Here is a 24,517-nt window from a genome sequence, read left to right on the forward strand (position 1 = left end):
GGCCGTTTGTCCACGTTCAATCAGACGTTGAAGCGGAACTCCACCACGTCGCCGTCCTGCATCACGTACTCCTTGCCCTCCATGCGGGCCTTGCCCGCCGCGCGGGCTTCGGCCACCGAGCCGGTTTCGACGAGGTCGGCGAAGGAGATGACCTCGGCCTTGATGAAGCCCTTCTGGAAGTCCGTGTGGATCACGCCGGCCGCCTCCGGGGCCGTCGCGCCCTTCTTGATCGTCCAGGCGCGGGATTCCTTCGGGCCGGCCGTCAGGTAGGTCTGGAGGCCCAGGGTGTCGAAGCCCACGCGGGCGAGGGTCGCCAGGCCCGGCTCCTCCGCGCCGACGGACTGGAGGAGCTCCATGGCGTCCTCCTCGTCCAGCTCGGCGAGGTCCTGCTCCAGCTTGGCGTTGAGGAAGATCGCCTCCGCCGGGGCCACCAGCGCGCGCTGCTCGTCCTTGAACGAGTCGTCCGTCAGCTCGTCCTCGTCCACGTTGAAGACGTAGAGGAACGGCTTCGTGGTCAGCAGGTGCAGGTCGTGGAGGAGCTCCGCCTTGTCCGAGCCCTGCAGGATGCCCTGCGAGAAGAGCGGGTCGCCGCGCTCCAGGATCTCCTTCGCCGCCTCGACCGCCGCGACCTTCGGGGCCACGTCCTTCTTGATCCGGGCCTCCTTCGCCAGGCGCGGGAGGACCTTCTCGATCGTCTGGAGGTCCGCGAGGATCAGCTCGGTGTTGATCGTCTCGATGTCGTCCTTCGGCGAGACCTTGCCGTCGACGTGCACGACATTCTCGTCCTTGAAGGCACGGATGACCTGGCAGATCGCGTCCGACTCACGGATGTTCGCCAGGAACTTGTTGCCCAGGCCCTCACCCTCGCTCGCGCCGCGGACGATGCCCGCGATGTCCACGAAGTCGACCGTCGCCGGCAGCACGCGCTGCGAGCTGAAGATCTCCGCCAGCTTCGTCAGACGGGGGTCGGGGACACCGACGACGCCGACGTTCGGCTCGATCGTGGCGAACGGGTAGTTGGCCGCCAGGACGTCGTTCTTGGTCAGGGCGTTGAACAGGGTCGACTTGCCGACATTCGGCAGACCGACGATTCCGATCGTGAGCGACACGGTGGCGACCTTCTGGAGTACGGATGGGGGTGCGGTGGGTGGGCCGATCCCCCAGTTTACGGGGGGTCCGAACCGGCCTGTGACGCCGACCTTCGGCCGTTCTCGACGGCAAGGTCACCCAAAGGGCGTGTCCTGGGCCGCTCCCCCACCCCCTCCCGACCTACGTTGGTGTAGTGGAGCAGCACAGGACAAGTCAGCCTCAAGGCCGCCGGCGGCCGCAAACCCCCCTCACGCCGCCCGGCGCGCTCGTCGAGGGCGCCGCCGTCTATCGCGTCGCCGCCCGCCCGGGCCGCGGCCGCGTCGAGCGGGCCACGCCCTCCGGGCCCGTGCCCGTCACCGTTCCCGTACGACGGCCCGCGCCCCCCGTGGCGCCCTTCGTCCTCGCCCTCCGGCGGTTTCCCAACCCCCGGCTCACCGGCCTCGGCGCCGGGCTCTTCGCCTCCGCCACCATGCTGGTCCTCGGCCTCCTCGACCGGCTGCTCCTCGACGGCTCCCCGATCGTCTACGGGCTGCTGTTCCTGCCGGTCAGCGCCCTGACCGCGCTCTGGGTCCGCACCGCCGACCTCGTCACGGCCCCGATCAGCGTGCCCATCGCCTTCGCCGTCGGCGTCGTACCCATCTCCGGCGGCGCCGGCGGCTTCGGCGGACAGGCCATGGCCGTCGTCACCGCCCTCGCCGTACAGGCCGGGTGGCTGTACGGCGGCACCCTCGTCGCCGGGCTCATCACCAGCGTCCGGAAGGTACGCGACATGGGGCGCCGCCAGCGCGCCGCCGCTCGTGCCGCCAAGAACGGCTCGGGGGCGAAGGGTGCGCCCCAGGCTGTTAGGCGGGTCGCTCCGTAGAACCGTAGAACCGTAGAACCGTAGAACGGACCCGCCCCCGGCTGTCCCCGCGCCCCGCCTACCCCCGCGCCGCCGCCATCGCCGCGCCCACGATCCCCGCGTTGTTCTCCAGCTCCGCCGGTACGATCTCCGCCCTGATGCCCTCGATCAGCGGCAGGAACTTGTCCGCCTTCCGGCTCACTCCCCCGCCGATGATGAACAGCTCCGGTGAGAACAGCATCTCCACGTGCGCCAGGTACTTCTGCAGGCGCCGCGTCGCCCAGTGCTCCCAGCTGAGGTCCTCGTCCTCCTTGGCCTTCGTCGACGCCCGCTTCTCCGCGTCGTGGCCCTTCAGCTCCAGGTGGCCCAGCTCCGTGTTCGGCACGAGCCGGCCGTCCACGAAGAGCGCCGAACCGATGCCCGTACCGAGCGTCAGCAGGATCACCGTGCCCTTACGGCCCCGGCCCGCCCCGAAGGTCATCTCGGCGATCCCGGCCGCGTCCGCGTCGTTCAGGATCGTCACCGCGAGGCCGCCCAGCCGGTCGCTCAGCAGCTTGCCCGCGTCGACGTCGATCCAGCCCTTGTCGACATTGGCCGCCGTCCGGATCGTCGAGCCCGTGACCACACCCGGGAAGGTGACGCCCACCGGGCCCGACCAGCCGAAGTTCTCCACGACCTCGACGACGCATCCCGCCACACCGTCGGGGGTGGCGGGATGCGGGGTCAGTACCTTGTGGCGGGGCTCGGCGAGCTCGCCGCGCTCCAGATCCACGGGAGCGCCCTTGATGCCCGAACCGCCGATGTCCACTCCGAAGACGTTCATGGAACCCACGGTAAGGGCTTGTGTGCGGAGTTACTCCTTGAACAGCCGCTCCCCGAAGGAGGCTGCTACTCCTTGACCAGCTCCGCGGCCTCGGCGCGCAGGTCCTTGTTCCGGAGCTCCTTCGGGAGCGAGAACGTCAGCGACTCGTCGGCCGTCTTGACGATCTCCACGTCCACGTAGCCCCGCTCGGAGAGCCACTCCAGGACCTCCTGCACCAGGATGTCCGGGACCGACGCGCCCGACGACAGGCCGACCGAGGTGACGCCCTCCAGCCAGGCCTCGTCGATCTCGCTCGCGAAGTCGACCAGGTACGCGGCCGGGACGCCGGCCTGCTTGGCGACCTCGACCATGCGGATCGAGTTCGAGGAGTTCTTCGAGCCGACGACGATCACCAGCTCGGCCTGGCCGGCGAGCTCCTTGATGGCCAGCTGCCGGTTCTGCGTGGCGTAGCAGATGTCGTCGGACGGCGGGGAGATCAGCTGCGGGAACTTCTCCTTCAGCGCGTCCACCGTCTCCATCGTCTCGTCCACCGAGAGCGTGGTCTGCGAGAGCCAGACGACCCTCGACGGGTCGCGGACCTCGACCTTGGCCACGTCCTCGGGGCCGTCGACCAGCTGGATGTGGTCCGGGGCCTCGCCGGAGGTGCCGATGACCTCCTCGTGGCCCTCGTGACCGATCAGGAGGATGTCGAAGTCCTCGTTGGCGAACCGGACCGCTTCCTTGTGCACCTTGGTGACCAGCGGACAGGTCGCGTCGATGGTCTTGAGACGACCCTGCCGGGCCTCCTCGTGCACGGTCGGGGCGACGCCGTGCGCGGAGAACATCACGATGTTGCCGGCCGGCACCTCGGTCGCCTGGTCGACGAAGATCGCGCCCTTCCGCTCCAGGGTCTGGACGACGTACTTGTTGTGCACGATCTCGTGGCGCACGTAGATCGGCGCGCCGTACTGCTCCAGGGCCTTCTCCACGGCGATCACGGCACGGTCCACACCCGCGCAGTAGCCGCGGGGAGCGGCGAGGAGGACACGCTTCGGGCGGTTGGTCGCGGGCGTCGCAGTCATGCGTCCCATCGTAAGGCCGCGTGCGGTGACGGCCTGCGACGGCCGCGTCGGTACGACCCGCGCCGGTGCGAACCGTGATCGGCTCGGCCGCGTGCGTGGGGCCCGTACGGCCGCGTCGGTACCACCCGTGATCGGCGCGGCCGCCGTGCGGTGGCGGCCCGTACGGCCGCGTCGGTACCACCCGTGATCGGCGCGGCCGCCGTGCGGTGGCGGCCCGTACGGCCGCGTCGGTACGGCCTGTGATCGGCGCCGTGGCCGAGACTGGGCCCCATGGCCGAGGAAGCACAGGTGGCATCGCACACCGGACTGCGGCGGACCCTGGGGTTCCGCGACCTAGTCGTCTACGGGCTGCTCTTCATCGCGCCCATGGCCCCCGTCGGTGTCTACGGCACCCTCGACGCGAAGTCGCACGGCGCGGTGGCACTGGTGTACGTGGTGGCCACGGTCGCGATGGCGTTCACGGCCTTCAGTTACGCGCAGATGGTGCGGGTCGCCCCGCTCGCCGGCTCCGTCTTCACGTACGCCCGCAAAGGGCTCGGGGAAGGGCCGGGGTTCGTCGCCGGGTGGATGGCGATGCTCGACTACCTCCTCATCCCGGCCGTGGCGTACCTCTTCGCCGGCATCGCCATGGAGGCGCTGGTTCCGGAGGTGGACCGGTGGGTGTGGACGGCGATCGCGGTGGTCGTGACGACCCTGCTCAATCTCTGGGGCGTGCGGGCGGCGGCCCGCGTCGGCTTCGCGGTGCTCGCCATGGAGATCGTGGTGCTGCTGATCTTCGTCGTGTCGGCGGTGGTCTCCCTCGTCCAGGACGGGGCGCGGCGCGACTGGTGGTCGCCGCTCGCCGGTGACGGGACGTTCTCGACGGCGGCCGTGGTGGGCGCGGTGTCGGTGGCCGTGCTCTCGTACCTCGGTTTCGACGCGATCGCCTCGTTCGCGGAGGAGGTCACCGGGGGCTCGGAGAAGGTGGCGCGGGCGGTGCTGTTCTGTCTGGCGCTCGCGGGTGTCCTGTTCGTGGCCCAGACGTATCTCGTGGCGCTCCTCGAACCGCTGTCGTCGGCGGAGCTGGCGGCGGACCCGGGGAAGCAGGGGTCCGCCTTCTACGACGCGGTGGACGTGTCGGTGGGGACCTGGCTGCACGACCTGGTGGCGGTGTCGAAGGCGATCGGGGCCGCCTTCGCCGCGCTCGCAGGGCAGGCGGCGGCCGCGCGGCTGCTCTTCGCCATGGGGCGGGAGCGGCGGCTGCCGGGGCTGCTCGCCCGTACGGACTCGGGGGTGCCGAGGGTGGCGCTGCTGCTCGCGGCGACGGTGACGATGGTCGCGGCGGTGTGGGCGGCCCAACGGGACGACGGCCTCGACCACCTGGTCTCGGTGGTCGACGTCGGGGCGCTGACGGCGTTCGTGCTGCTGCACGCGAGCGTGGTGGGGTGGTTCGCGGTACGTCGGATGGAGGGGCCGCCGCACTGGCTGCGGCACGTGGTGATGCCGGTCGTCGGCGCGGCCATCCTGATCGCGGTGATCGTCGAGGCGTCGGTGACGGCGCAACTGGTGGGCGTGATCTGGCTGGGCGTCGGGCTGGTGGTGCTGGCGGTACAGGGGACTACCCACCGAAGGGCCTGAGGTCCGCTGGGACTGCCTGAGGCCGGATGGGAGGGCCTTGGCCTGAGGCCCGTGGCCCGGTGGGAAGGCCGCGGCCGCCCGGAAGGGCTGGGCCCCGCCGGAGGCCCGAGGCCCGATCGGAAGGCTGCGCCCGCCGGTCGGCCCCTCCTGTCGGTGGGTCCCACTACGCTCGGCGCATGGCTCTCACTACGTCCGCCGAAGCGCCGCTGCCCGTCGGAGAGGTCTCCCGGCTCATCGGGGGGTGGATCGACCGGCTCGGGGCCATCTGGGTCGAGGGGCAGATCACGCAGTTGTCGCGGCGGCCCGGCGCCGGGGTCGTGTTCCTGACGCTGCGGGATCCGTCGTACGACATCTCCATCGGCGTCACCTGCTACCGCCAGGTCTTCGACGCCGTCGCCGACGTCGTCTCCGAGGGCGCCCGAGTCGTCGTGCACGCCAAGCCCGAGTGGTACGCGCCGCGCGGGCAGCTGTCGCTGCGCGCCGTGGAGATCAAGCCGGTCGGCATCGGAGAGCTCCTCGCCCGCCTGGAGCAGCTCAAGCGGAGCCTCGGCGCCGAGGGGCTCTTCGCGCTCGACCGCAAGAAGCCGCTGCCCTTCCTCCCCCAGCTCGTCGGCCTCGTCTGCGGCCGTGCCTCCGCCGCCGAGCGGGACGTCCTGGAGAACGCGCGGCGCCGCTGGCCCGCCGTCCGCTTCGAGGTGCGGAACGTGGCCGTGCAGGGGGTGAAGGCCGTGCCCCAGGTCGTCCAGGCCGTGAAGGAGCTGGACGCCCACGAGGGGGTGGACGTGATCATCGTGGCCCGGGGTGGCGGCAGCGTCGAGGACCTGCTGCCGTTCTCGGACGAGCAGCTGATCCGGGCCGTCTCCGACTGCCGTACGCCGGTGGTCTCCGCGATCGGCCACGAACCGGACTCGCCACTCCTCGACCTCGTCGCCGACCTGCGCGCCTCCACACCGACCGACGCCGCCAAGAAGGTCGTACCGGACGTCGGCGAGGAGCTCGACCGGGTGCAGGCGCTGCGCGACCGGGCCCTGCGGACCGTGCGCGGGCTGCTCGACCGGGAGGAGCGCGGGCTCGCGCACGCACTCGCGCGGCCGGTCATGGAGCATCCGCAGCGGATGGTGGAGCAGCGCGAGGACGAGCTCGACGCGCTGCTCGCCCGCAGCCGCCGGACCCTCGGGCATCTGCTCGACCGGGCCGACTCGGAGCTGTCGCACACCCGGGCCCGGGTCCGGGCCCTGTCGCCGGCCGCGACGATGGAGCGGGGGTACGCCGTCCTCCAGCGGGCGGACGGGTCGGTCGTCCGGTCCCCGGAGGAGGTCGCCGTGGACGAGGAGCTGCGGGCGCGGGTCGTGGCGGGCGAGTTCACGGTGCGGCGCGTTGTCGGACCCGACGCATAGGGTGGCTCCCATGGCAGCCACCACGGAAGAGGCCCTCGGGTACGAGCAGGCACGCGACGAGCTGATCGAGGTCGTTCGGCGTCTGGAGACGGGCGGAACGACCCTGGAGGAGTCCCTCGCGCTCTGGGAGCGTGGAGAGGAATTGGCGAAGGTGTGCCGGCGTTGGCTGGAAGGCGCGCGGGCGCGTCTCGACGCCGCGATGTCCGCCCCGGAGGACGACGGCGACCGTGCCGACGAGGCCGCGGCGGACGCCGAGTAGCGAGTGGCGCGCAGCGACACCGGACCGGCGCGCCGACGACAGCTTGGGCCCCTACGGGGGCCCGCGCCTTGTCCCGTACGGCGTCCCCGCCAGGTCCCATATCGCGTCCCCACCTGGTGCCGTACCGCGTCCCCACGGGGTGCCCTACCGCGTCCCCGCCGCGTCCCGTACGATAGGGATGTGAACCGGATCACTATCCGGTTGGATTAGTTGAAAGTTCACCAAACACCGTCGTACGGTGAGGGCATCGCTTGAAACCCCCTGCAGTCCGGAAGGTACGCAGCATGTCCCTCGCTCTTGACCCCGCCGCCCAGGACCTCCTTTTCCGTGAGGCCCGCACCGCCAACACCTTCACCGACGAGCCGGTGACCGACGAGCAGGTCCAGGCGATCTACGACCTCGTCAAGTACGGGCCGACCGCCTTCAACCAGACCCCGCTGCGCATCACGCTGGTCCGCTCCCCCGAGGCCCGTGAGCGCCTGGTGAAGCACATGGCCGAGGGCAACCAGCCGAAGACCGCCACCGCCCCGCTGGTCGCGATCCTCTCCGCGGACAACGAGTTCCACGAGGAGCTCCCGAACCTGCTGCCGCACTTCCCGCAGGCCAAGGACATGTTCTTCGCCGAGCGCCCGGCCCGTGAGGGTTCGGCCCTGCTCAACGCCGCCCTCCAGGCCGCGTACTTCATCGTCGGCGTCCGCGCCGCCGGCCTGGCCGCCGGCCCGATGACCGGTCTCGACTTCGCCGGCCTCCAGAAGGAGTTCCTGGACGACGACCACACCCCGCTGATGGTCGTCAACATCGGCAAGCCGGGCGAGGACGCCTGGTTCCCGCGCTCCCCGCGTCTGGCCTACGACGAGGTCGTCACCACCGTCTGATCCCGTCGCGCACACGGTCGCACCGACCGTCGCACGACGCCCCGCGTACGTGAGAGCCCCCGGACTCCTGGAGTCCGGGGGCTCTCGCACGTACGGCTCGCGTCTCTACGCCTTCTTCGACTGCAGCGCGCCCGCCATCTCGGCCAGCCGCTCGAACGAGGCCGTCCCCGTCACGACCGTCGTCGCGCCGCCGTCCGTGCGCACCAGGGCGTCGTACTTCGGCCCCTCCCAGCGCTGCCAGACCTGACCGGCGACCGTCTGGGTCTTCCCGGAGTCCTTGGCCTGCTGCGTGACCTTGGGGACGAACTTCTCCGGCTCCGCCGTCGACTGGTGGATCGCCACGTACTGGGTGTCGGGGTCCAGGAAGCCCAGCTGCCAGGCGTCGCTCTGCTCGCGCTTGTACGAGACGACGGTCGCCTTCCAGCCCTCCCCGAGCCCCTCGGGGGCCAGCACCGCGTAGGGCGCCGCCCGCTGTGCCGTCACCAGCTCGACGCGGTAGTCCTTCGCCTTGACCGGATCCGCGTCCTCGTCGTGGGGGATGAAGAGATACATCACGCCCGCGGCGACCAAGATCACCCCGAGGGACTGGAACATCCCGCGTACCGTCTGCCTGCCTCGCATACCTGCCACGCCCCCCATGGTCGCATCATGGTGTTGTGCTCATACGTGGGCCCCTCTGCTCAATTTGTCGACGTACCGATAGAGTCGCAGCACCCTCTTTATTCCGGCCGTCGCCGTACAGAAAGGTGCGCTCCGATGACCGAGCATTCCCTGCCGTCCGAGCTCGAGGTCTCCCCCGAGGCCCCCGACCGCAACCTCGCCCTCGAGCTGGTCCGCGTCACGGAGGCCGCCGCCATGGCCGCCGGCCGCTGGGTCGGCCGCGGCGACAAGATCGGTGCGGACGGCGCCGCGGTGAACGCGATGCGGACGCTGATCTCCACCGTCTCGATGAACGGCGTCGTCGTCATCGGCGAGGGCGAGAAGGACGAAGCCCCGATGCTGTTCAACGGCGAGCGGGTCGGCGACGGCACCGGCGCCGAGGTCGACATCGCCGTGGACCCGATCGACGGCACGACGCTCAACGCCAAGGGCATGCCCAACGCGATCGCCGTCCTCGCCGCCGCCGACCGCGGCACCATGTTCGACCCGTCCGCGGTCTTCTACATGGACAAGCTGGTCACCGGCCCCGAGGCCGCCGACTTCGTCGACATCAACGCGCCCGTCTCGGTCAACATCCGCCGCGTCGCCAAGGCCAAGAACATGTCCCCCGAGGACGTCACGGTCGTCATCCTGGACCGCCCCCGCCACGAGGGCATCGTCAAGGAGATCCGCGAGACGGGCGCCCGGATCAAGTTCATCACCGACGGCGACGTCGCCGGTTCGATCATGGCCGTCCGCGAGGGCACCGGCGTGGACCTGCTCCTCGGCATCGGCGGTACGCCCGAGGGCATCATCTCGGCCTGCGCCATCAAGTGCCTGGGCGGTGTCATCCAGGGCAAGCTGTGGCCGAAGGACGACGCCGAGCGCCAGAAGGCCGTCGACGCGGGGCACGACCTGGACCGCGTGCTCTCCACGAACGACCTGGTCAGCGGCGACAACGTGTTCTTCGTCGCCACCGGCATCACGGACGGCGAGCTGCTGCGCGGCGTCCGCTACCGCTCCGAGACCGCGACCACCTCGTCGCTGGTGATGCGTTCGAAGTCCGGCACGATCCGCCAGATCGACTCCGAGCACCGGCTGTCGAAGCTGCGCGCCTACAGCAAGATCGACTTCGACCGGGCGAAGTGACCGACCGAAGCAGCCCGGCGCCGTAGCCGGGCGCCGTAGCCGGGCGCCGTAGCCGGGCAAGGCAGTCCGGCGACGCAGCCGGGCGAAGAAACGTCCCAGCGGTTGTACGGGAAGGGGCGCCCCCATGTGCGGTGGGGGCGCCCCTTTCCGTACGGCCGACGTCGAGAACCGCCGCTCGGGGGGTCAGCCTGCCGCGGCGATCCGGTCCGCCGCCGCGGCCTTCTGGAGCTCCACCTCGCGCCGCCTGCGCCGGGCGAGCACGACGCGGCGCTCGGCGGCGGTGAGCCCGCCCCACACGCCGTACGGCTCCGGCTGGAGCAGCGCGTGCTCCCGGCACTCGACCATCACGGGACAGCGGGCACAGACCCGCTTGGCGGCCTCCTCACGCGCGAGCCGCGAGGCGGTCGGCTCCTTGGAGGGGGCGAAGAACAGTCCGGCTTCGTCCCGACGGCACACCGCCTCCGTGTGCCAGGGGCCGGCCTCGTCCTCCCGAGCGGGGGCACGCTGGGACGGCACGGCGGCAACCTGGAGGGGCTGATGCGGCAGATGCAGCACGGTCTACTCCTGACGACGGCTTCGCGAGCGAGAGACGATGCAGCAGCCCTACCCGCTGTGCGCGCGCCTATGCACTGGGTGCCGCCGAGTTCCGGAGTTCGGAACCGCAGGGGCGGAATCCGGTCACTCCGTCACCCCTGGTCAGAGACCTGACGAACCGGGGACTCGGCAGCCGAGTCACCGCCCGCCGCCCGCCACCGACCACTGACGCCCGCCGCCGCCCGCCGCCGCCCGCCGCCGCCGCCCGGCATCACCCGGCGCCGCCCGGGCATCGCCCGCCGCCGACCGGCGTCAGTGGCCCAGGTGCTTGCGCAGCTTGTCCTGGACGACGTTCTGCAGGTCCGTGATCCACTTGCCGCGCTTCGGCTTGGCCTCGACGTTGCCGAAGACCGAGTAGCCGTTGATCACGACCACCGGGGCCTGCGGGTCCGCGGCCTCCAGTGTCACGACCTCGAAGTTGCCGAAGATCCCTGTGCCGTTGCCCCGCAGGCTGATGTTCTCCGGAACGCGGACCTCCACGTTGCCGAAGATCGACGTGGCGTTGATGGTGGTCAGCCGCTGGGCGAAAAGCGCCTCGGTCAGGTCGATCTCGATGTTGCCGAAGAGCGCGAAGGCGTTGGTCCTGCGGCCCACGCGCCAGCGGCCCTTGCGGGTCGTGCTGGAGAAGACCGCGATCAGGTTGTCGGCGGGGCCGGAGGTGTCGTCGTCGGGGCCGTACGCGTACGCCGGTTCCGGCTCCGGGCGGGGGCGGTTCCCGGCGGGCAGGTCGCGGACGATCGGCTCCAACTCGCCCACGGTCTTGGCGCGGTAGACCGCGTCGATCCGATCGGAGTGCTCCTCGGCGTCGATCCGCCCCTCGGCCAGCGCGTCCCTGAGGATGTCCGCGATCCGGTCCCGGTCGGCGTCCGAGGCCCGCAGGGAATCCCCCGGAGCGGCGGCGGGAACGGCCGGAGCGGGGGCGGGCTCGGCGGGGGCGACCGGCTTCTGAGGCTGCTTTTCGAGGTCCACGACGCCAGCGTAGCGAAACGCGATAGATCGCGACTAGGGGGCGCGGCCGAGAGGCGCGACTCCAGACACACTTCCTGGACATCACTTCCTGGACATCTGTCCATGTATTCTGGACAGGTGTCCACTACTCTTGCGAACGTCGCCGTCGGCCTTGTCGCCGCCCTGCACGCCTACATCCTGGTCCTGGAGATGTTCCTCTGGGAGCGTCGCCCGGGCCGCGAACTCTCCGGTTTCGACGCCGACATGGCGCGCGCGACCGCGCCCCTCGCCGCCAACCAGGGGCTGTACAACGGCTTCCTGACCGCCGGTCTGGTCTGGGGCCTGATCGCCGCCGACCCCACCGGATACCGGGTCCAGGTCTTCTTCCTCTCCTGTGTCGTGATCGCCGGGGTGTACGGCGGGCTCACCGCCAACCGCCGGATCCTGCTCGCCCAGGCCCTTCCCGGGGCCCTCGCCCTGGCCGCCGTACTGTGGGCGGGGTGACCAGCCCGACCCCGGCCCCGACCCCGACCTCGGCCCTGCCCTCAGACTCCACGGCCCAGCGCGCCGCCGACCCCCGCGCCACCGACCCCCGCGCCGCCCGCACCCGTGCCAAGCTGCGCGCCGCCCTTCTGGAGGAGTGCGCCGAGCGCCCCCTCGACGAGGTCGGCGTCGCCGCGCTCGTCCGCAGGGCCGGGATCGGCCGGGCCACGTTCTACCTGCACTACGCCGACCTCCAGGCCCTCGCCGTGGACGCCTGCGCCGATGTCGTACGGGACGCGGTCGAGGCCCTGCACGCCTGGCGCGGCACGCCCGCCCCGGACGCCGCGCCACCCGCCCTGCCCGCCTTCTTCGCCGAGGTCGCCCCGCACGCGCCGCTCTATCGGAGCCTGTTGCGGCCCGGCGGCGGCGGTCCGCTCGGCGAGCTGCTCCACCGGGAGCTGCGCGCGTACAGCGCGCGCGAGCGTGAGCTTGCCGGGGCGCCCGAGCCGGGCCTCGTCGCCTCTGCGGTGGCCGCGGCCTTCGCGGGGCTGCTCGCGGACTGGCTGCACGGCCTGATCGACGCCACCCCCGAACAGATCGCCGGCCGCACCTGGCGCCTGCTGATCGCCCTCCACCGCACCCCGCTGTGAAGCGCACAAGCCCGCCCCCACTCCACTTCGGCGGGGTCCCGGCCCCTAGTGAGCCTTACCTCACAGGATCGGGGCGGCGGCAGCGCTCTACGCTGGAGGAGGCGCCGCCAATGGAGGTGGCGCCGCCGTCTGCCGAGTGAGGAATGGCTGCCGTCATGCCAGAGTTTTCGTACTCCGATCTGCTCCCCCTGGGAGAGGACACCACGCCCTACCGCCTGGTGACCGCCGAAGGTGTCTCCACCTTCGAGGCCGACGGCCGTACGTTCCTCAAGGTCGAGCCGGAGGCGCTGCGCACCCTCGCCGCCGAGGCGATCCACGACATCCAGCACTTCCTGCGCCCGGCGCACCTCGCCCAGCTGCGCCGGATCATCGACGACCCGGAGGCGTCGAGCAACGACAAGTTCGTCGCGCTCGACCTGCTCAAGAACGCGAACATCGCCGCCGCGGGCGTCCTCCCGATGTGCCAGGACACCGGCACGGCGATCGTCATGGGCAAGCGCGGCCAGAACGTGCTGACCTCCGGCCGCGACGAGGAGGCCCTGTCCAAGGGCATCTACGACGCGTACACCAAGCTCAACCTGCGGTACTCGCAGATGGCCCCGGTCACCATGTGGGAGGAGAAGAACACCGGCTCGAACCTGCCCGCGCAGATCGAGCTGTACGCGACGGACGGCGGCGCGTACAAGTTCCTCTTCATGGCCAAGGGCGGCGGCTCCGCCAACAAGTCCTTCCTCTACCAGGAGACGAAGGCCGTCCTCAACGAGGCGAGCATGATGAAGTTCCTGGAGGAGAAGATCCGCTCGCTCGGTACGGCCGCCTGCCCGCCGTACCACCTGGCGATCGTCGTCGGCGGCACGTCCGCCGAGTTCGCCCTGAAGACCGCGAAGTACGCCTCCGCGCACTACCTGGACGAGCTGCCCACCGAGGGCTCGGCCGAGACCGGCCACGGCTTCCGGGACAAGGAGCTGGAGGAGAAGGTCTTCGAGCTGACGCAGAAGATCGGCATCGGCGCGCAGTTCGGCGGCAAGTACTTCTGCCACGACGTCCGTGTCGTCCGGCTGCCGCGCCACGGCGCCTCGCTGCCCGTCGCGATCGCCGTCTCCTGCTCGGCCGACCGCCAGGCCGTCGCGAAGATCACCGCCGAGGGCGTCTTCCTGGAGCAGCTGGAGACGGACCCGGCGCGCTTCCTCCCCGAGACGACCGACGAGCACCTCTCCGAGGAGAGCGACGTCGTGACCATCGACCTCAACCAGCCGATGGACGACATCCTCGCCGAGCTGACCAAGTACCCGGTCAAGACCCGTCTCTCCCTCAACGGCCCGCTGGTCGTGGCTCGTGACATCGCGCACGCCAAGATCAAGGAGCGGCTCGACGCGGGCGAGGAGATGCCGCAGTACCTGAAGGACCACCCGGTCTACTACGCGGGCCCGGCGAAGACGCCGGAGGGGTACGCCTCCGGTTCCTTCGGCCCGACGACGGCCGGCCGCATGGACTCCTACGTCGAGCAGTTCCAGGCGGCCGGCGGCTCCAAGGTCATGCTGGCCAAGGGCAACCGCTCGCAGCAGGTCACGAACGCGTGCGGCAGCCACGGCGGCTTCTACCTCGGCTCCATCGGCGGCCCGGCGGCGCGGCTCGCGCAGGACTGCATCAAGAAGGTCGAGGTCGTCGAGTACGAGGAGCTCGGCATGGAGGCGGTCTGGAAGATCGAGGTCGAGGACTTCCCGGCGTTCATCGTCGTGGACGACAAGGGCAACGACTTCTTCCAGAACCCGGCTCCCGAGCCGACGTTCACCCACATTCCGGTGCGCGGCCCGGGCCTCGTCTGACCCCTCCTCGCCCACCGCTCCCCGACGCCCCTCGGTCCCACCGGACCGGGGGGCGTCGTCGAGCCCGTAGTCGATGCCGTGGTCGACCCCGTCACCGAACCACTCTCGACCCCGTCACGGACCGCGCCACCGACCCCGTTGTCGATCTCCGCTCAGAAACTCGCTACCAACCGGTAGCCTTCTCGCCTCCTACTGGCCAGTATTGGCCGCGAGCATGTCAACCACTGAGCCGGTCGACCACTCGGGAGCCCCCCATGCCCTCCACCCCCCTCCTCAGGCGCGCCGCCGCCGGAACCACGGCCACCTTCGCCCTGACCACCCTTCTCGTCGTGGTGCCCGCGCCCGCCGCCTCCGCGGCCGACCCGGACAGCCACTCGACGTCGGCCGCCGCCTTCGACGACGTCGACTACACGACCTGGCGGCGTGACGTGGCGACCGTCGTCGCCGAGGCCCGCCCGTACATCGAGGAACGCTCCAAGAACGCCGGCCGCGAGAAGCAGGCGATCGTCCTCGACATCGACAACTCCTCGCTGGAGACGGACTTCCACCCCTTCTGGGAGCTGCCGACCCCGGCCATCGCCGACGTGCGCGACCTGGTCGACGACGCCCACGAGCGCGGTGTGGCGGTCTTCTTCGTCACCGCCAGGCCCGGGATCATCTACTCCCTCACCCACTGGAACCTGAAGCAGGCCGGCTACCCCGTCGACGGTCTCTACGTGCGCTCCCTGCCCGACCTGTTCGCGGAGGTCAGCGCGTACAAGACGGAGAAGCGCGCGGAGATCGAGGGCAAGGGCTACACGATCATCGCCAACATCGGCAACAACACCACCGACATCGTCGGCGGCCACGCCGAGCGCGCCTTCAAGCTGCCGGACTACGGCGGCAAGCTCTCCTGACCTGCGCCGACCGGCGCCGACCGGCGGCGGATAGTCTCGCGCGCATGAGACATCCGATACGGGTCCTGGTCCCGGCACTCGCCGCGCTCGCGGCGGCCGGGACCCTGACCGGCTGCCTGGGCACCACGCCGATGCCCGACGACGTCCCGCGGGCCGCGAAGTCGCCCTCCGCCCCCGCCACCGAGGCGGCGGCCGGGTCCGTCGGGGCGCCCGGGAGCGCCTGCGAACTGCCGGTCTCCTTCGGCCTCGCGGCCTACTGGAAGCCGCAGGCCGTGAAGGCCACCGACGACGAGGTCTTCGCCGCCCTGGGCAAGCAGGGCCCCGCGACGATGGTCTGCGAGATCGACGCGAAGCCGGCCGGGAACATCGGCTATCTGCGTGTGTGGACGGCCGGTACGGGTCCGGCCCGTGCCGCCCTCGAAGGGTTCGTGAAGGCCGAGGAGAACACCTCCAAGGTCTCCTACAAGGAGACGGAGGCCGGCGGGCTGCCGGTCGTCGAGGTGACCTACACCGTCTACGACAAGCTGATGGAGGAGTCGAAGGAGGAGAGCGCCTTCGCCGTCGCGGCCCCGAAGGGGACGGTGATCGTCCATCTCGGCGGGCTCGACTCCGAGGAGCACCGGGAGATGCGCCCGGCGTACGACCTGGCCCGCTCCACCCTGAAGTCCCGCTAGGCATCCGGGAAGTCCCGCTGGGCAACCCGGCACCGGACACCCGGAGACCCGGAGAATCTGACACCGGACATGACCGTGGCCCCCGTCCCGCACCGGACGGGGGCCACGGGGTTCAGGTCAGGCGAACCGCTGGTTCGCCGAGCCGTCGCAGTTCTGCAGCCGCAGCGGCTGCTTGGCCGCCGCCTGCGTCAGGCAGAGCCCGGTCGCGGCGGCGGGCCGGATCGTGGCCCCGTCGCGTACGAACTTCTGGTTCGCGGCGCCCGAGCAGTTCCACACGATCAGCGCCTCGCCCGTGCGGTACCGGGCGCCCGGCACGTCCAGGCAGCGGTCCTGGGTCAGCTCCGTGTGGACGGTCTGCCGGGCGGAGTCGTACCACCAGCCCTGGTTGCGGCCGCCGTGGCAGTCCCAGCCGAGGACGGCGGTGCCGTTGGCGCTGCTGGAGGCGTCCACGTCCGCGCAGTTGCCGGTGGCCTGGTTCTTCAGCGGCTTGTAGACGTCGTCCCAGGCGTACGGGAAGAGGGTCGGCGTCCCGCTGGAGTTGACGTCCGCGCAACTCGCCTCGCGCAGGCCGGAGTCGTAGATCTGGGTGAGGCAGGAGGCGAAGGCGCGGTGGCCGCTCGCGTTCGGGTGGAAGGACTGCCGGACCGAGTTCTCGTCCGGGGTTCCGGGCTTGGAGAGGTCGATGTACAGGCCCCGGGCCCAGGTGTCCTCCATGCAGACCTCGTGGCCGTGGAAGAGCCGGGAGTTGTCGAGGTAGGTCGCCCCGGTACCGGCCGCCGCCTTGCGCATGCCGCGCTCGAAGGCGGGGACGGCGGTGTTGCGGCCCCAGACGGTGTCGGAGTCGTAGCCGAGGCCGCCGCAGGCGAGCTTGCCGGGGAAGTTCGGGTTGTCCTTGAAGTCGGGGCCGATGGGGCTCGGGTAGCCCATGACGACGAGCTTGTAGTCGCCGTCGGCGTACCCGGCGTCGCGCATCACGGTCTTCAGGTCGCGGACGGTCTGTTCGACCTTGGGGACGAGGGCGTCGACGCGGGCCTGCCAGCCGGCGGCGTACTTCGGCTCGCACGGGCCCTGCAGGGTCAGATAGCGCGTGACGCAGTCCGTCATGACGGGGCCGAACTGCAGGTCGTCGTTGGCTCCGGCGACGAGCACGACCATCTTGATACGGGTGTTGCGGGCCTTGACGGCCAGGTTGTCGCTCTGGACGAGCTCGTCGGCGTACTGTTTCGAACCGCCGATCCTGATGTTGCCGGTGTAGCCGCCGGAACAGGACACGTTGAACGTGAGGTCCGCGGGGATCCCGGTGCGGTGGATGGCGGCCTCGGGCGAGCGGTGGCACCAGTTGCTCGGGCCGTTGGTGGGCGGCTCGTACGTGCCGACGCCCTCGCCGGAGATCTCGCTGTCGCCGAGCGAGATCAGCCCGGTCCTGCGCTGCGCGAGCGGGCGCTCCTCGGGGCTGCCGTAGATCTTGGTGGCCTCGGCCGCCCGGATCGCCTCGAGCTCGGGCGGGAGCGGTACGGCGGCGGCGGTGGCGGTACGGGGAGTGGCCTCGGCCGCGCCGGCGGGGGCGACGGCCGTCATGGATCCGAAGGCCGCGGCGGCCGCGGCCGTGGCCGCGATCGCCCAACGGAGTCTGTACCTGGTGCGCCTCATTGCGCCTCCTGGAAGTGGGGTTACCCACGGTTTTTACTGGCCGGTAAGCGCAATGGGAATAGCCAGAACAAGACAAGTGCTCACCTTTGTATGGAGGTTGACGTCATGAGCGACGACAGGAACGACGGTATGAGCGACCGCACCGGCGACGGCACGAGCGAGTACCGGATCGAGCACGACTCGATGGGCGAGGTGCGGGTTCCCGCGCACGCCAAGTGGCGGGCCCAGACCCAGCGGGCCGTGGAGAACTTCCCCGTCTCCGGACAGCGCCTGGAGAGCGCGCACATCGCGGCCCTGGCCCGGATCAAGGCGGCAGCCGCCAAGGTCAACGCCGCGCTCGGCGTGATCGACCAGGACCTGGCGGACGCCATCGTCTCCGCCGCCACCGAGGTCGCCGAGGGCCGCTGGGACGCCCACTTCCCGGTCGACGTCTTCCAGACCGGCTCGGGCACCTCCTCCAACATGAACACCAACGAGGTCATCGCCACCCTGGCCGGCGAGCGGCTCCCCGAGGGCCGCGAGGTCCACCCCAACGACCATGTGAACGCCTCACAGTCCTCCAACGACGTCTTCCCGTCCTCCATCCACATTGCCGCCACGGCCGCCGTGACCGAGGAGCTCATCCCTTCGCTCGACCATCTGGCCGCCTCCCTGGAGCGGAAATCGGCCGAATTCGCGGAGGTCGTGAAGTCCGGCCGTACGCACCTCATGGACGCCACCCCCGTGACCCTCGGCCAGGAGTTCGGCGGCTACGCGGCCCAGGTCAGGTACGGGATCGAGCGGCTGCACGCCTCCCTCCCCCGGCTCGCCGAACTCCCCCTCGGCGGTACGGCGGTGGGCACCGGCATCAACACGCCACCCGGCTTCTCCCGCGCCGTCATCGCCGAACTCGTCGCGGCGACCAGCCTTCCGCTCACCGAGGCCCGCGACCACTTCGAGGCGCAGGGCGCCCGCGACGGCCTGGTGGAGACATCCGGCCAGCTCAGGACCATCGCCGTCGGCCTGACGAAGATCTCCAACGACCTGCGCTGGATGGCGAGCGGCCCGCGCACCGGCCTCGCGGAGATCAACCTCCCCGACCTCCAGCCCGGCTCCTCGATCATGCCCGGCAAGGTGAATCCGGTCGTTCCCGAGGCCGTCCTGATGGTCGCCGCGCAGGTGACCGGAAACGACACCACCGTCGCGGTGGCGGGCGCGGCCGGAAACTTCGAGCTCAACGTGATGCTCCCGGTGATGGCCAAGAACCTGCTGGAATCCGTACGACTCCTGGCCAATGCCGCGCGCCTGCTGGCCGACCGCACGATCGACGGCATCACCGCCAACGTCGAACGGGCCCGCGAGTACGCCGAGTCCTCCCCCTCCGTCGTCACCCCGCTGAACAGGTACATCGGCTACGAGGAGGCCGCGAAGGTCGCCAAGCGGTCCCTGGCCGAACGCAGGACGATCCGCCAGGTCGTCCTGGAGGGCGGGTACGTCGAACGGGGCGACCTGACGGTCGAGCAGCTGGACGAGGCGCTCGACGTGCTGCGTATGACTCATCCGTGACCTGGGTCGCAGCGGCCGGGGAGGCGCCCCCCTAATATCTGCGCATGACAGGATCGGGCGATTCCCAGCACTGGGCGCCGGGGGACCATGTTCTCTGGCGCTACCGCGACAACGGCTCAGGCGACGTACACATCTGCCGGCCGGTGACGGTCGTCCGCGACACCCCCGAGCTGCTCGCGGTCTGGATGGCGCCGGGCACCGAGTGCGTCAAGCCGGTGCTCGCCGACGGCTCCCCCGTCCACCAGGAGCCGCTCGCCACCCGCTACACCGTCCCGCGCACCACGGTCCGCGCGCACTGGGCCGGCGAGGGCGTGCTCAAGCTCGCCCGGCCCGGCGAGCCCTGGTCGGTCTGGCTGTTCTGGGAGCGCGGCTGGCAGTTCCGCAGCTGGTACGTGAACCTGGAGGAGCCGCGCACCCGGTGGTCCGGCGGCTTCGACTCCGAGGACCACTTCCTCGACATCTCCGTCTACCCCGACCGCAGCTGGCTGTGGCGGGACGAGGACGAGTTCGCGCAGGCCCAGCTGTCCGGCCTGATGGACGCGGCGCAGGCCGCGCGGGTACGGGCCGCGGGCGACGCGGCCGTCGAGACCATCCGGGCCTGGGGCGCGCCGTTCCGCGACGGCTGGGAGGACTGGCGGCCCGATCCGGCGTGGACCGTCCCCGAGCTGCCTGCGGACTGGGATCGCACTCCGGCCCACACCGCTCCGTGAGACCCTTGATGCGCCCCCGGGGTGCAAACGTAGGATCGTCCTCCGCAAGGCGGTGATCCACCGGACGAGGCGTCAACCACACAGCACAGCGCAGGACCTGACCGTAAGTCATTCTTGAGGGGGAGAGCAGTGCCGGACGTCTGCCCGGGTGTGCCGACCCCTGTCGTAGCCGCTGCTCGCGGGGCATTCACATCCACCGCGCGCCAGGGGTTTATCCCCCGCGAAGGCGCGGCATCGGCGAGAAGAGCGAGTGCATCGCACCACCGGCCCGGACGGACGGAATCCCACGCGTGACGGAGCATCCCACCTCCCACGAAGGCCGGCAGCCGCTGGCTGCCCGCCCGCATGAACGCACCCGCCCCCGGCAGCAGGCGGCCGAGGCGCCGGTACCGGCCCAGCCGGGCGCGCCCGACGGCGGTGGCCGTCCCGTGCCCGGACAGGCCGCCTCACGCCCGACCGCGCCCTCCGGAGGCGGTACGGCCCCCCAGCCGGGCGCGCCGGCGGCCGCCATGGCCGTCAACGCGACCCCGGGCGCACCGGCCGCTCCGGTCGCGCCGGACGTCGCCGCGGCGCGCCGCGAGGGCGACCGGCTGCGGTTCGTCGGCGCCGCGACGCGGCGCATCGCGCGCGGGATCGACCTCGACGAGATCGTGCTGGGCCTGTGCCGGGCGACCGTGCCGACCTTCTCCGACGCGATCCTGGTCTACCTCCGCGACCCGCTCCCGGTGGGCGACGAGCGCCCCGTCGCGCCGTTCGCGCTGCGGCTGCGCCGCACCGACCGGCTGCGGTTAGCGGAGGTGGACGGCGAGGAGCTGACGCTCGTCCCCGACCCGGACCCGACCCCCGCGGCCGAACTCTGCGAGGTGCGTTCCGGCGGGGCCCTCGCCGAGGTGCTGCGCGGTGTCCGGCCGGTCTTCGGCGACTCCGCCGCAGCCCGCGCCGCACTGCCCGAGCTGCTCGGGCCCGATCACATCCTGCCCCGCGGTCACCGGGCGATCCTGGCCCCGCTGCGGGGGCGACGGCGGGTCATCGGCGCCGCCGTCTTCCTGCGCCGCCCCGAGCGGCCCGGCTTCGAGCCGAACGACCTGCTCGTCGCGGCCCAGCTCGCCACCCACACCGCGCTCGGCATCGACAAGGCCGTGCTGTACGGCCGTGAGGCGTACATCGCGGACGAGCTGCAGCGCACGATGCTGCCGGACTCGCTGCCGCAGCCGACCGGTGTCCGGCTCGCCTCCCGCTACCTCCCGGCCGCCGAGACGGCCCGGGTCGGCGGCGACTGGTACGACGCGATCCCGCTGCCCGGCAGCCGGGTGGCGCTGGTCGTCGGCGACGTCATGGGCCACTCCATGACCTCCGCCGCGATCATGGGCCAGCTGCGGACCACCGCGCAGACCCTCGCCGGGCTCGACCTGCCGCCGCAGGAGGTCCTGCACCACCTGGACGAGCAGGCGCAGCGGCTCGGCCAGGACCGGATGGCGACCTGCATGTACGCGGTGTACGACCCGGTATCGCACCGGATCACGATCGCCAACGCGGGCCACCCGCCGCCGATACTGCTCCACCTCGGCGGCCGTGCGGAGGTCCTGCGCGTACCGCCCGGGGCGCCGATCGGCGTGGGCGGGGTCGACTTCGAGGCGGTCGAGCTGGACGCCCCCGCGGGCGCGACGCTGCTGCTGTACACGGACGGTCTGGTGGAGTCCCGGCTGCGGGACGTCTGGACCGGGATCGAGCAGCTGCGGGAGCGCCTGGCGGCCACCGCGCAGTTGACGGGCCCGGACCACTCGCCGCCGCTCGAGGCGCTCTGCGACGACGTCCTCGACATGCTCGGCCCGGGTGACCGGGACGACGACATCGCGCTGCTCGCGGCCCGCTTCGACGGGATCGCGCCCAGTGACGTGGCGTACTGGTTCCTGGAACCGGAGGACGCGGCGCCGGGTCGGGCCCGGCGCCTCGCCCGGCGGGCCCTCGCCCGCTGGGACCTGGAGGAGCTCTCGGACTCGGTCGAGCTGCTGATCAGCGAGGTCGTGACGAACGCCGTGCGGTACGCGGAGCGGCCGGTGACCCTGCGGCTGCTCAAGACCGACGTGCTGCGCTGCGAGGTCGGCGACGACTCGCCGCAGCTGCCCCGGCAGCGGCGGGCGCGGGACACGGACGAGGGCGGTCGCGGGCTCTTCCTGGTGAACCGGCTGGCGCGGCGGTGGGGGGCGACGCGGCTCTCGGGCGGCAAGGTCGTCTGGTTCGAGCTGGCGACGCGTACGTGAGCGCGTGAGCGCATTCGGTACGGCGAGAGGCCGGGCCCTTCCGGGTCCGGCCTCTCGTCATGTGAGCGTTCGCATCACCGCTCGTGTCACCGTTCACGTCACCGCGGCGGGCGGCCGTCGGCGTTGCCCTCGCCGGTGTCTCCCCCGTCGACCGGCGGTTCGATCGTCGGCGGCACCGGGTCCGTGGTCTCGGTGGGCGGCGGCGGCACCGTGATCGTGCCCGTCGGCTCCGGCGGCGTGGTCGCCGTCGAGGTCGGCGGGGTCGTCGGGTCGGTGGAGCCGGTGGTGGGCGGCGGGGTCGACGTCGGTGTCCCGCCGGTCGGCGTCGAGGTCGGGTCCGGCTCGACCACGTCGCCGGAGCTGCCGTCGGTCTCCAGGTCGAAGCGGGCGTCGGAGCCGCCGCCGAGCGCGGCGGTGGTGTAGTCGCCCCAGATCTGCGCCGGGGTACGGCCACCGTTGGCGCGGCCCGGGTTGATCGTGTCGGTCAGGGTGACCTGGTTGCCCTTGACGTCCTCGCCGAACAGGCCGACGGCGGTGACCAGTTCGGGGGTGTAGCCGACGAACCAGGCGGAGCGGTTGTTCTCCGAGGTGCCGGTCTTGCCCGCGGCCGCGTAGTCGCCGGCGGCGCGGGTGCCGGAGCCGTTGCGGACGACGCCGGTCATGGCCTTGGTGACGGTGTCGGCGGCCTCGCGGCTGATGACCTGGCTGCCGATCGACTTCACCGGGTCGGCCTTGCGGTCCTTGTGCTCGGCGGACTTCACGATGGTCGGGGTGACCTTCACACCGTGGTTGTCGAGCGTGGCGTAGACGCCCGCCATGTCCCAGGTGGAGGCGCCCATGGTGCCGAGCGACATCGCGGGGGTCTCGCCGAAGTCGGGGCCGTCCTTCATGCCGAGGTCGAGGGCGGTCTTCTTGGTGTTGCCCGCGCCGACGTCCACGATCATCTGCGCGTAGACGGAGTTGATCGAGCTGTTGGTGGCCTTCTGGACGGTGACCGGGCCGTAGCTCCGGTTGTCCTCGTTCTCCGGGTTGAACGGGACCGTGCTGCCGACGACCTTGCGCTTGCTGGTGCCGTCGTAGATCGTGCCGAGGCCGATCTTCCGGCCGTCCTGGGTGTCGGAGCCGTTGTCCAGGGCGGAGGCGAGGACGAGCGGCTTGAAGGTCGAGGCGGGCTGGTAGTCGCGGCGGGTGGCGTTCGACGTCCAGTGCTCGGTGGCGCCGATGCCGCCGTACATCGCGACGACCTTGCCGGTCTTCGGGTCGACCGAGGTGGCGCCGGCCTGGACGGTGGCGTCCTTCTTGTCGCCCTTGCGGTCGAGCTTCGCCTCCAGCTGCCGCTCGACGGCCTTGACCAGGTCCTTCTGCTTCTGCTCGTCGATGTTGAGGGTGATCGTCCAGCCGCCGGCCTTGATGTCCTCCTCGGGGATGCCCTGCCGCACCAGCTCCTGGTTGGCGGCCTCCACGAGGTAGCCGCGCTGGCCCTCCATGCCGGGGGCGGGCTTGGCCTTCTGCGGCGCGGGGAACTTCAGTCCCGCCCGCTTCGTCGCGTCGAGCCAGCCCTCCTCGACCATGTTGTCGAGGGTGTAGTTCCAGCGGTCCTCGACCAGCTTCTTGCCGGTGGCGGTGGCCGCGGTCCAGTCGTACTGGTTGGGGGCCTGGAGCAGGGAGGCGAGGTAGGCGCCCTGGGCGACGGTCAGCTTGCCCGCGTCGACGCCGTAGTACGACTGCGCGGCGGCCTGGATGCCGTACGCGCTGCGGCCGTAGTAGCTGGTGTTCATGTACCCGGCGAGGATCTCCGGCTTCTTCATCTGCTGGTCGACCTTGAGCGCGATCACCATTTCCTTGAGCTTGCGGGTGACCGTCTGGTCCTGGTCCAGGTAGTAGTTCTTCACGTACTGCTGGGTGATGGTCGAACCACCCTGCTTGCCCTTGCCCGTGACCGTGTTCAGGGCGCCGCGCAGGGTGCCCTTGATGTCGATGCCGTTGTCCTTGTAGAAGGTCTTGTTCTCGGCGGCGACGAAGGCGCGCTGGACCTCGAGCGGGATCTTGTCCAGGCCGACGATCTCGCGGTTGATCTCGCCGGTACGGGCGAGGATCTTGCCGTTCGCGTACTTGTAGACGTTGCTCTGCATGGTCGCCTGGGCGTTGGCCTTCGGCACCGGGACCATCAGATAGACCACGTAGAAGGCGCCCATCAGGAGCAGGCAGCCGACGAGGAACGTGCCCAGGAGTTTCTTCCAGGTGAAGAGGCGGCGTATCCGGCCGCCCTTCTTCCCCTGGCTCTTGTCCGATCGGCCCATGTTCTCCGTCGCTCCGCTCGTCGTGGTGTCGGGCGTGTCCGCTCCGAATCAGCTCAGCAAGCTAACACCGCCGATACTGACAAAGGGCGATCGATCCGGTCTTTCCGGACGTGACAATCAGCACCCGTCCCGGTGGAACCGACGCGTATGGGGCCCGGATGGTTGTGCGGCGCCGGTCACATCACCCCTTCGGGGCGGATTCGGCCGCTATACATCGCGCGTATACACCC

The 24,517-nt window shown here is 71.0% G+C and carries 22 protein-coding genes; 14 read left to right on the forward strand and 8 right to left on the reverse strand.

What is annotated here, in order from left to right:
• Positions 1–20 precede the first annotated feature (20 nt).
• Entirely contained in the window at positions 21–1,109 is a 1,089-nt protein-coding gene (gene ychF / locus ACGFYP_RS18850) for a redox-regulated ATPase YchF (protein WP_393494406.1), read from the reverse strand.
• A gap of 173 nt (positions 1,110–1,282) precedes the next feature.
• Here ychF and ACGFYP_RS18855 point away from each other — a divergent pair, with 173 nt between their 5' ends.
• Complete coding sequence (locus ACGFYP_RS18855; RefSeq protein ID WP_393494409.1) at positions 1,283–1,951, forward strand: DUF6542 domain-containing protein; 669 nt, start codon at positions 1,283–1,285, stop codon at positions 1,949–1,951.
• Between the two features lie 58 nt (positions 1,952–2,009).
• On the opposite strand, the gene ppgK is transcribed toward ACGFYP_RS18855, so the two are convergent.
• Both ppgK and ACGFYP_RS18865 read right to left on the reverse strand, forming a co-directional pair.
• The gene (ppgK, locus tag ACGFYP_RS18860; protein WP_361966856.1) at positions 2,010–2,753 is read right to left on the reverse strand and encodes a polyphosphate--glucose phosphotransferase; all 744 of its coding nucleotides are present in this window, start codon (positions 2,751–2,753) and stop codon (positions 2,010–2,012) included.
• 65 nt (positions 2,754–2,818) lie between these two features.
• On the reverse strand, positions 2,819–3,823 hold the full coding sequence (locus tag ACGFYP_RS18865; RefSeq protein WP_361966854.1) for a 4-hydroxy-3-methylbut-2-enyl diphosphate reductase: 1,005 nt from the start codon (positions 3,821–3,823) through the stop codon (positions 2,819–2,821).
• 261 nt (positions 3,824–4,084) lie between these two features.
• Here ACGFYP_RS18865 and ACGFYP_RS18870 point away from each other — a divergent pair, with 261 nt between their 5' ends.
• From ACGFYP_RS18870 to ACGFYP_RS18885, 4 genes are all read left to right on the forward strand, one after another.
• Positions 4,085–5,431 (forward strand): APC family permease, encoded by a 1,347-nt coding sequence (locus ACGFYP_RS18870; RefSeq protein ID WP_393494413.1) that lies wholly within the window; start codon positions 4,085–4,087, stop codon positions 5,429–5,431.
• Positions 5,432–5,607: 176 nt separating this feature from the next.
• Positions 5,608–6,828 carry an exodeoxyribonuclease VII large subunit gene (gene xseA, locus ACGFYP_RS18875; RefSeq protein WP_393494416.1) on the forward strand — a complete coding sequence of 407 codons (1,221 nt, stop codon included), beginning with the start codon at positions 5,608–5,610 and terminating at the stop codon, positions 6,826–6,828.
• Between the two features lie 10 nt (positions 6,829–6,838).
• Positions 6,839–7,087 (forward strand): exodeoxyribonuclease VII small subunit, encoded by a 249-nt coding sequence (locus tag ACGFYP_RS18880; RefSeq protein ID WP_361966846.1) that lies wholly within the window; start codon positions 6,839–6,841, stop codon positions 7,085–7,087.
• Between the two features lie 284 nt (positions 7,088–7,371).
• Complete coding sequence (locus ACGFYP_RS18885; protein ID WP_393494420.1) at positions 7,372–7,962, forward strand: malonic semialdehyde reductase; 591 nt, start codon at positions 7,372–7,374, stop codon at positions 7,960–7,962.
• 105 nt (positions 7,963–8,067) lie between these two features.
• On the opposite strand, the gene ACGFYP_RS18890 is transcribed toward ACGFYP_RS18885, so the two are convergent.
• Positions 8,068–8,601, reverse strand: coding sequence for a DUF4245 domain-containing protein (locus ACGFYP_RS18890; protein ID WP_393494423.1), 534 nt, complete (start codon positions 8,599–8,601; stop codon positions 8,068–8,070).
• Between the two features lie 117 nt (positions 8,602–8,718).
• Between ACGFYP_RS18890 and glpX the strand changes: the two genes are divergently transcribed.
• Entirely contained in the window at positions 8,719–9,750 is a 1,032-nt protein-coding gene (gene glpX / locus ACGFYP_RS18895) for a class II fructose-bisphosphatase (protein WP_393494426.1), read from the forward strand.
• A 183-nt stretch (positions 9,751–9,933) separates the two neighbouring features.
• On the opposite strand, the gene ACGFYP_RS18900 is transcribed toward glpX, so the two are convergent.
• Together ACGFYP_RS18900 and ACGFYP_RS18905 are read right to left on the reverse strand one after the other, a co-directional pair.
• Positions 9,934–10,305, reverse strand: a complete 372-nt coding sequence (locus ACGFYP_RS18900; protein WP_393494429.1) for a WhiB family transcriptional regulator — start codon at positions 10,303–10,305, stop codon at positions 9,934–9,936.
• A gap of 291 nt (positions 10,306–10,596) precedes the next feature.
• Entirely contained in the window at positions 10,597–11,313 is a 717-nt protein-coding gene (locus ACGFYP_RS18905) for a DUF1707 domain-containing protein (RefSeq protein WP_361966835.1), read from the reverse strand.
• A 117-nt stretch (positions 11,314–11,430) separates the two neighbouring features.
• Here ACGFYP_RS18905 and ACGFYP_RS18910 point away from each other — a divergent pair, with 117 nt between their 5' ends.
• The 5 genes from ACGFYP_RS18910 (at position 11,431) to ACGFYP_RS18930 (ending at position 15,821) form a co-directional block, all read left to right on the forward strand.
• Positions 11,431–11,796 (forward strand): DUF1304 domain-containing protein, encoded by a 366-nt coding sequence (locus ACGFYP_RS18910; RefSeq protein ID WP_393494433.1) that lies wholly within the window; start codon positions 11,431–11,433, stop codon positions 11,794–11,796.
• 35 nt (positions 11,797–11,831) lie between these two features.
• Positions 11,832–12,425 carry a TetR/AcrR family transcriptional regulator gene (locus ACGFYP_RS18915; protein WP_393495054.1) on the forward strand — a complete coding sequence of 198 codons (594 nt, stop codon included), beginning with the start codon at positions 11,832–11,834 and terminating at the stop codon, positions 12,423–12,425.
• 155 nt (positions 12,426–12,580) lie between these two features.
• Complete coding sequence (locus ACGFYP_RS18920; RefSeq protein ID WP_393494436.1) at positions 12,581–14,251, forward strand: fumarate hydratase; 1,671 nt, start codon at positions 12,581–12,583, stop codon at positions 14,249–14,251.
• 254 nt (positions 14,252–14,505) lie between these two features.
• A complete protein-coding gene (locus ACGFYP_RS18925; protein ID WP_393494439.1) occupies positions 14,506–15,147 on the forward strand; it encodes an HAD family acid phosphatase in 642 nt (213 codons plus the stop codon).
• A gap of 44 nt (positions 15,148–15,191) precedes the next feature.
• Positions 15,192–15,821 carry a lipoprotein gene (locus ACGFYP_RS18930; protein WP_393494442.1) on the forward strand — a complete coding sequence of 210 codons (630 nt, stop codon included), beginning with the start codon at positions 15,192–15,194 and terminating at the stop codon, positions 15,819–15,821.
• A gap of 117 nt (positions 15,822–15,938) precedes the next feature.
• Here the strand turns inward: ACGFYP_RS18930 and ACGFYP_RS18935 are convergent, their stop codons facing one another.
• On the reverse strand, positions 15,939–17,471 hold the full coding sequence (locus ACGFYP_RS18935) for a ricin-type beta-trefoil lectin domain protein (RefSeq protein ID WP_393494445.1): 1,533 nt from the start codon (positions 17,469–17,471) through the stop codon (positions 15,939–15,941).
• Positions 17,472–17,576: 105 nt separating this feature from the next.
• Here ACGFYP_RS18935 and ACGFYP_RS18940 point away from each other — a divergent pair, with 105 nt between their 5' ends.
• The 3 genes from ACGFYP_RS18940 (at position 17,577) to ACGFYP_RS18950 (ending at position 21,987) form a co-directional block, all read left to right on the forward strand.
• Positions 17,577–19,016, forward strand: a complete 1,440-nt coding sequence (locus ACGFYP_RS18940) for a class II fumarate hydratase (RefSeq protein ID WP_393494448.1) — start codon at positions 17,577–17,579, stop codon at positions 19,014–19,016.
• Positions 19,017–19,060: 44 nt separating this feature from the next.
• Complete coding sequence (locus tag ACGFYP_RS18945) at positions 19,061–19,726, forward strand: DUF402 domain-containing protein (RefSeq protein ID WP_393494451.1); 666 nt, start codon at positions 19,061–19,063, stop codon at positions 19,724–19,726.
• Between the two features lie 290 nt (positions 19,727–20,016).
• Positions 20,017–21,987, forward strand: coding sequence for a SpoIIE family protein phosphatase (locus ACGFYP_RS18950; protein ID WP_393494454.1), 1,971 nt, complete (start codon positions 20,017–20,019; stop codon positions 21,985–21,987).
• 98 nt (positions 21,988–22,085) lie between these two features.
• Here ACGFYP_RS18950 and ACGFYP_RS18955 read toward each other — a convergent pair whose 3' ends face one another.
• The gene (locus ACGFYP_RS18955; RefSeq protein WP_361966815.1) at positions 22,086–24,287 is read right to left on the reverse strand and encodes a transglycosylase domain-containing protein; all 2,202 of its coding nucleotides are present in this window, start codon (positions 24,285–24,287) and stop codon (positions 22,086–22,088) included.
• Positions 24,288–24,517 lie beyond the last annotated feature (230 nt).

The sequence above is a fragment of the Streptomyces sp. NPDC048370 genome, from assembly GCF_043200825.1.
In the GTDB taxonomy this organism is placed as follows: Bacteria; Actinomycetota; Actinomycetes; order Streptomycetales; family Streptomycetaceae; genus Streptomyces.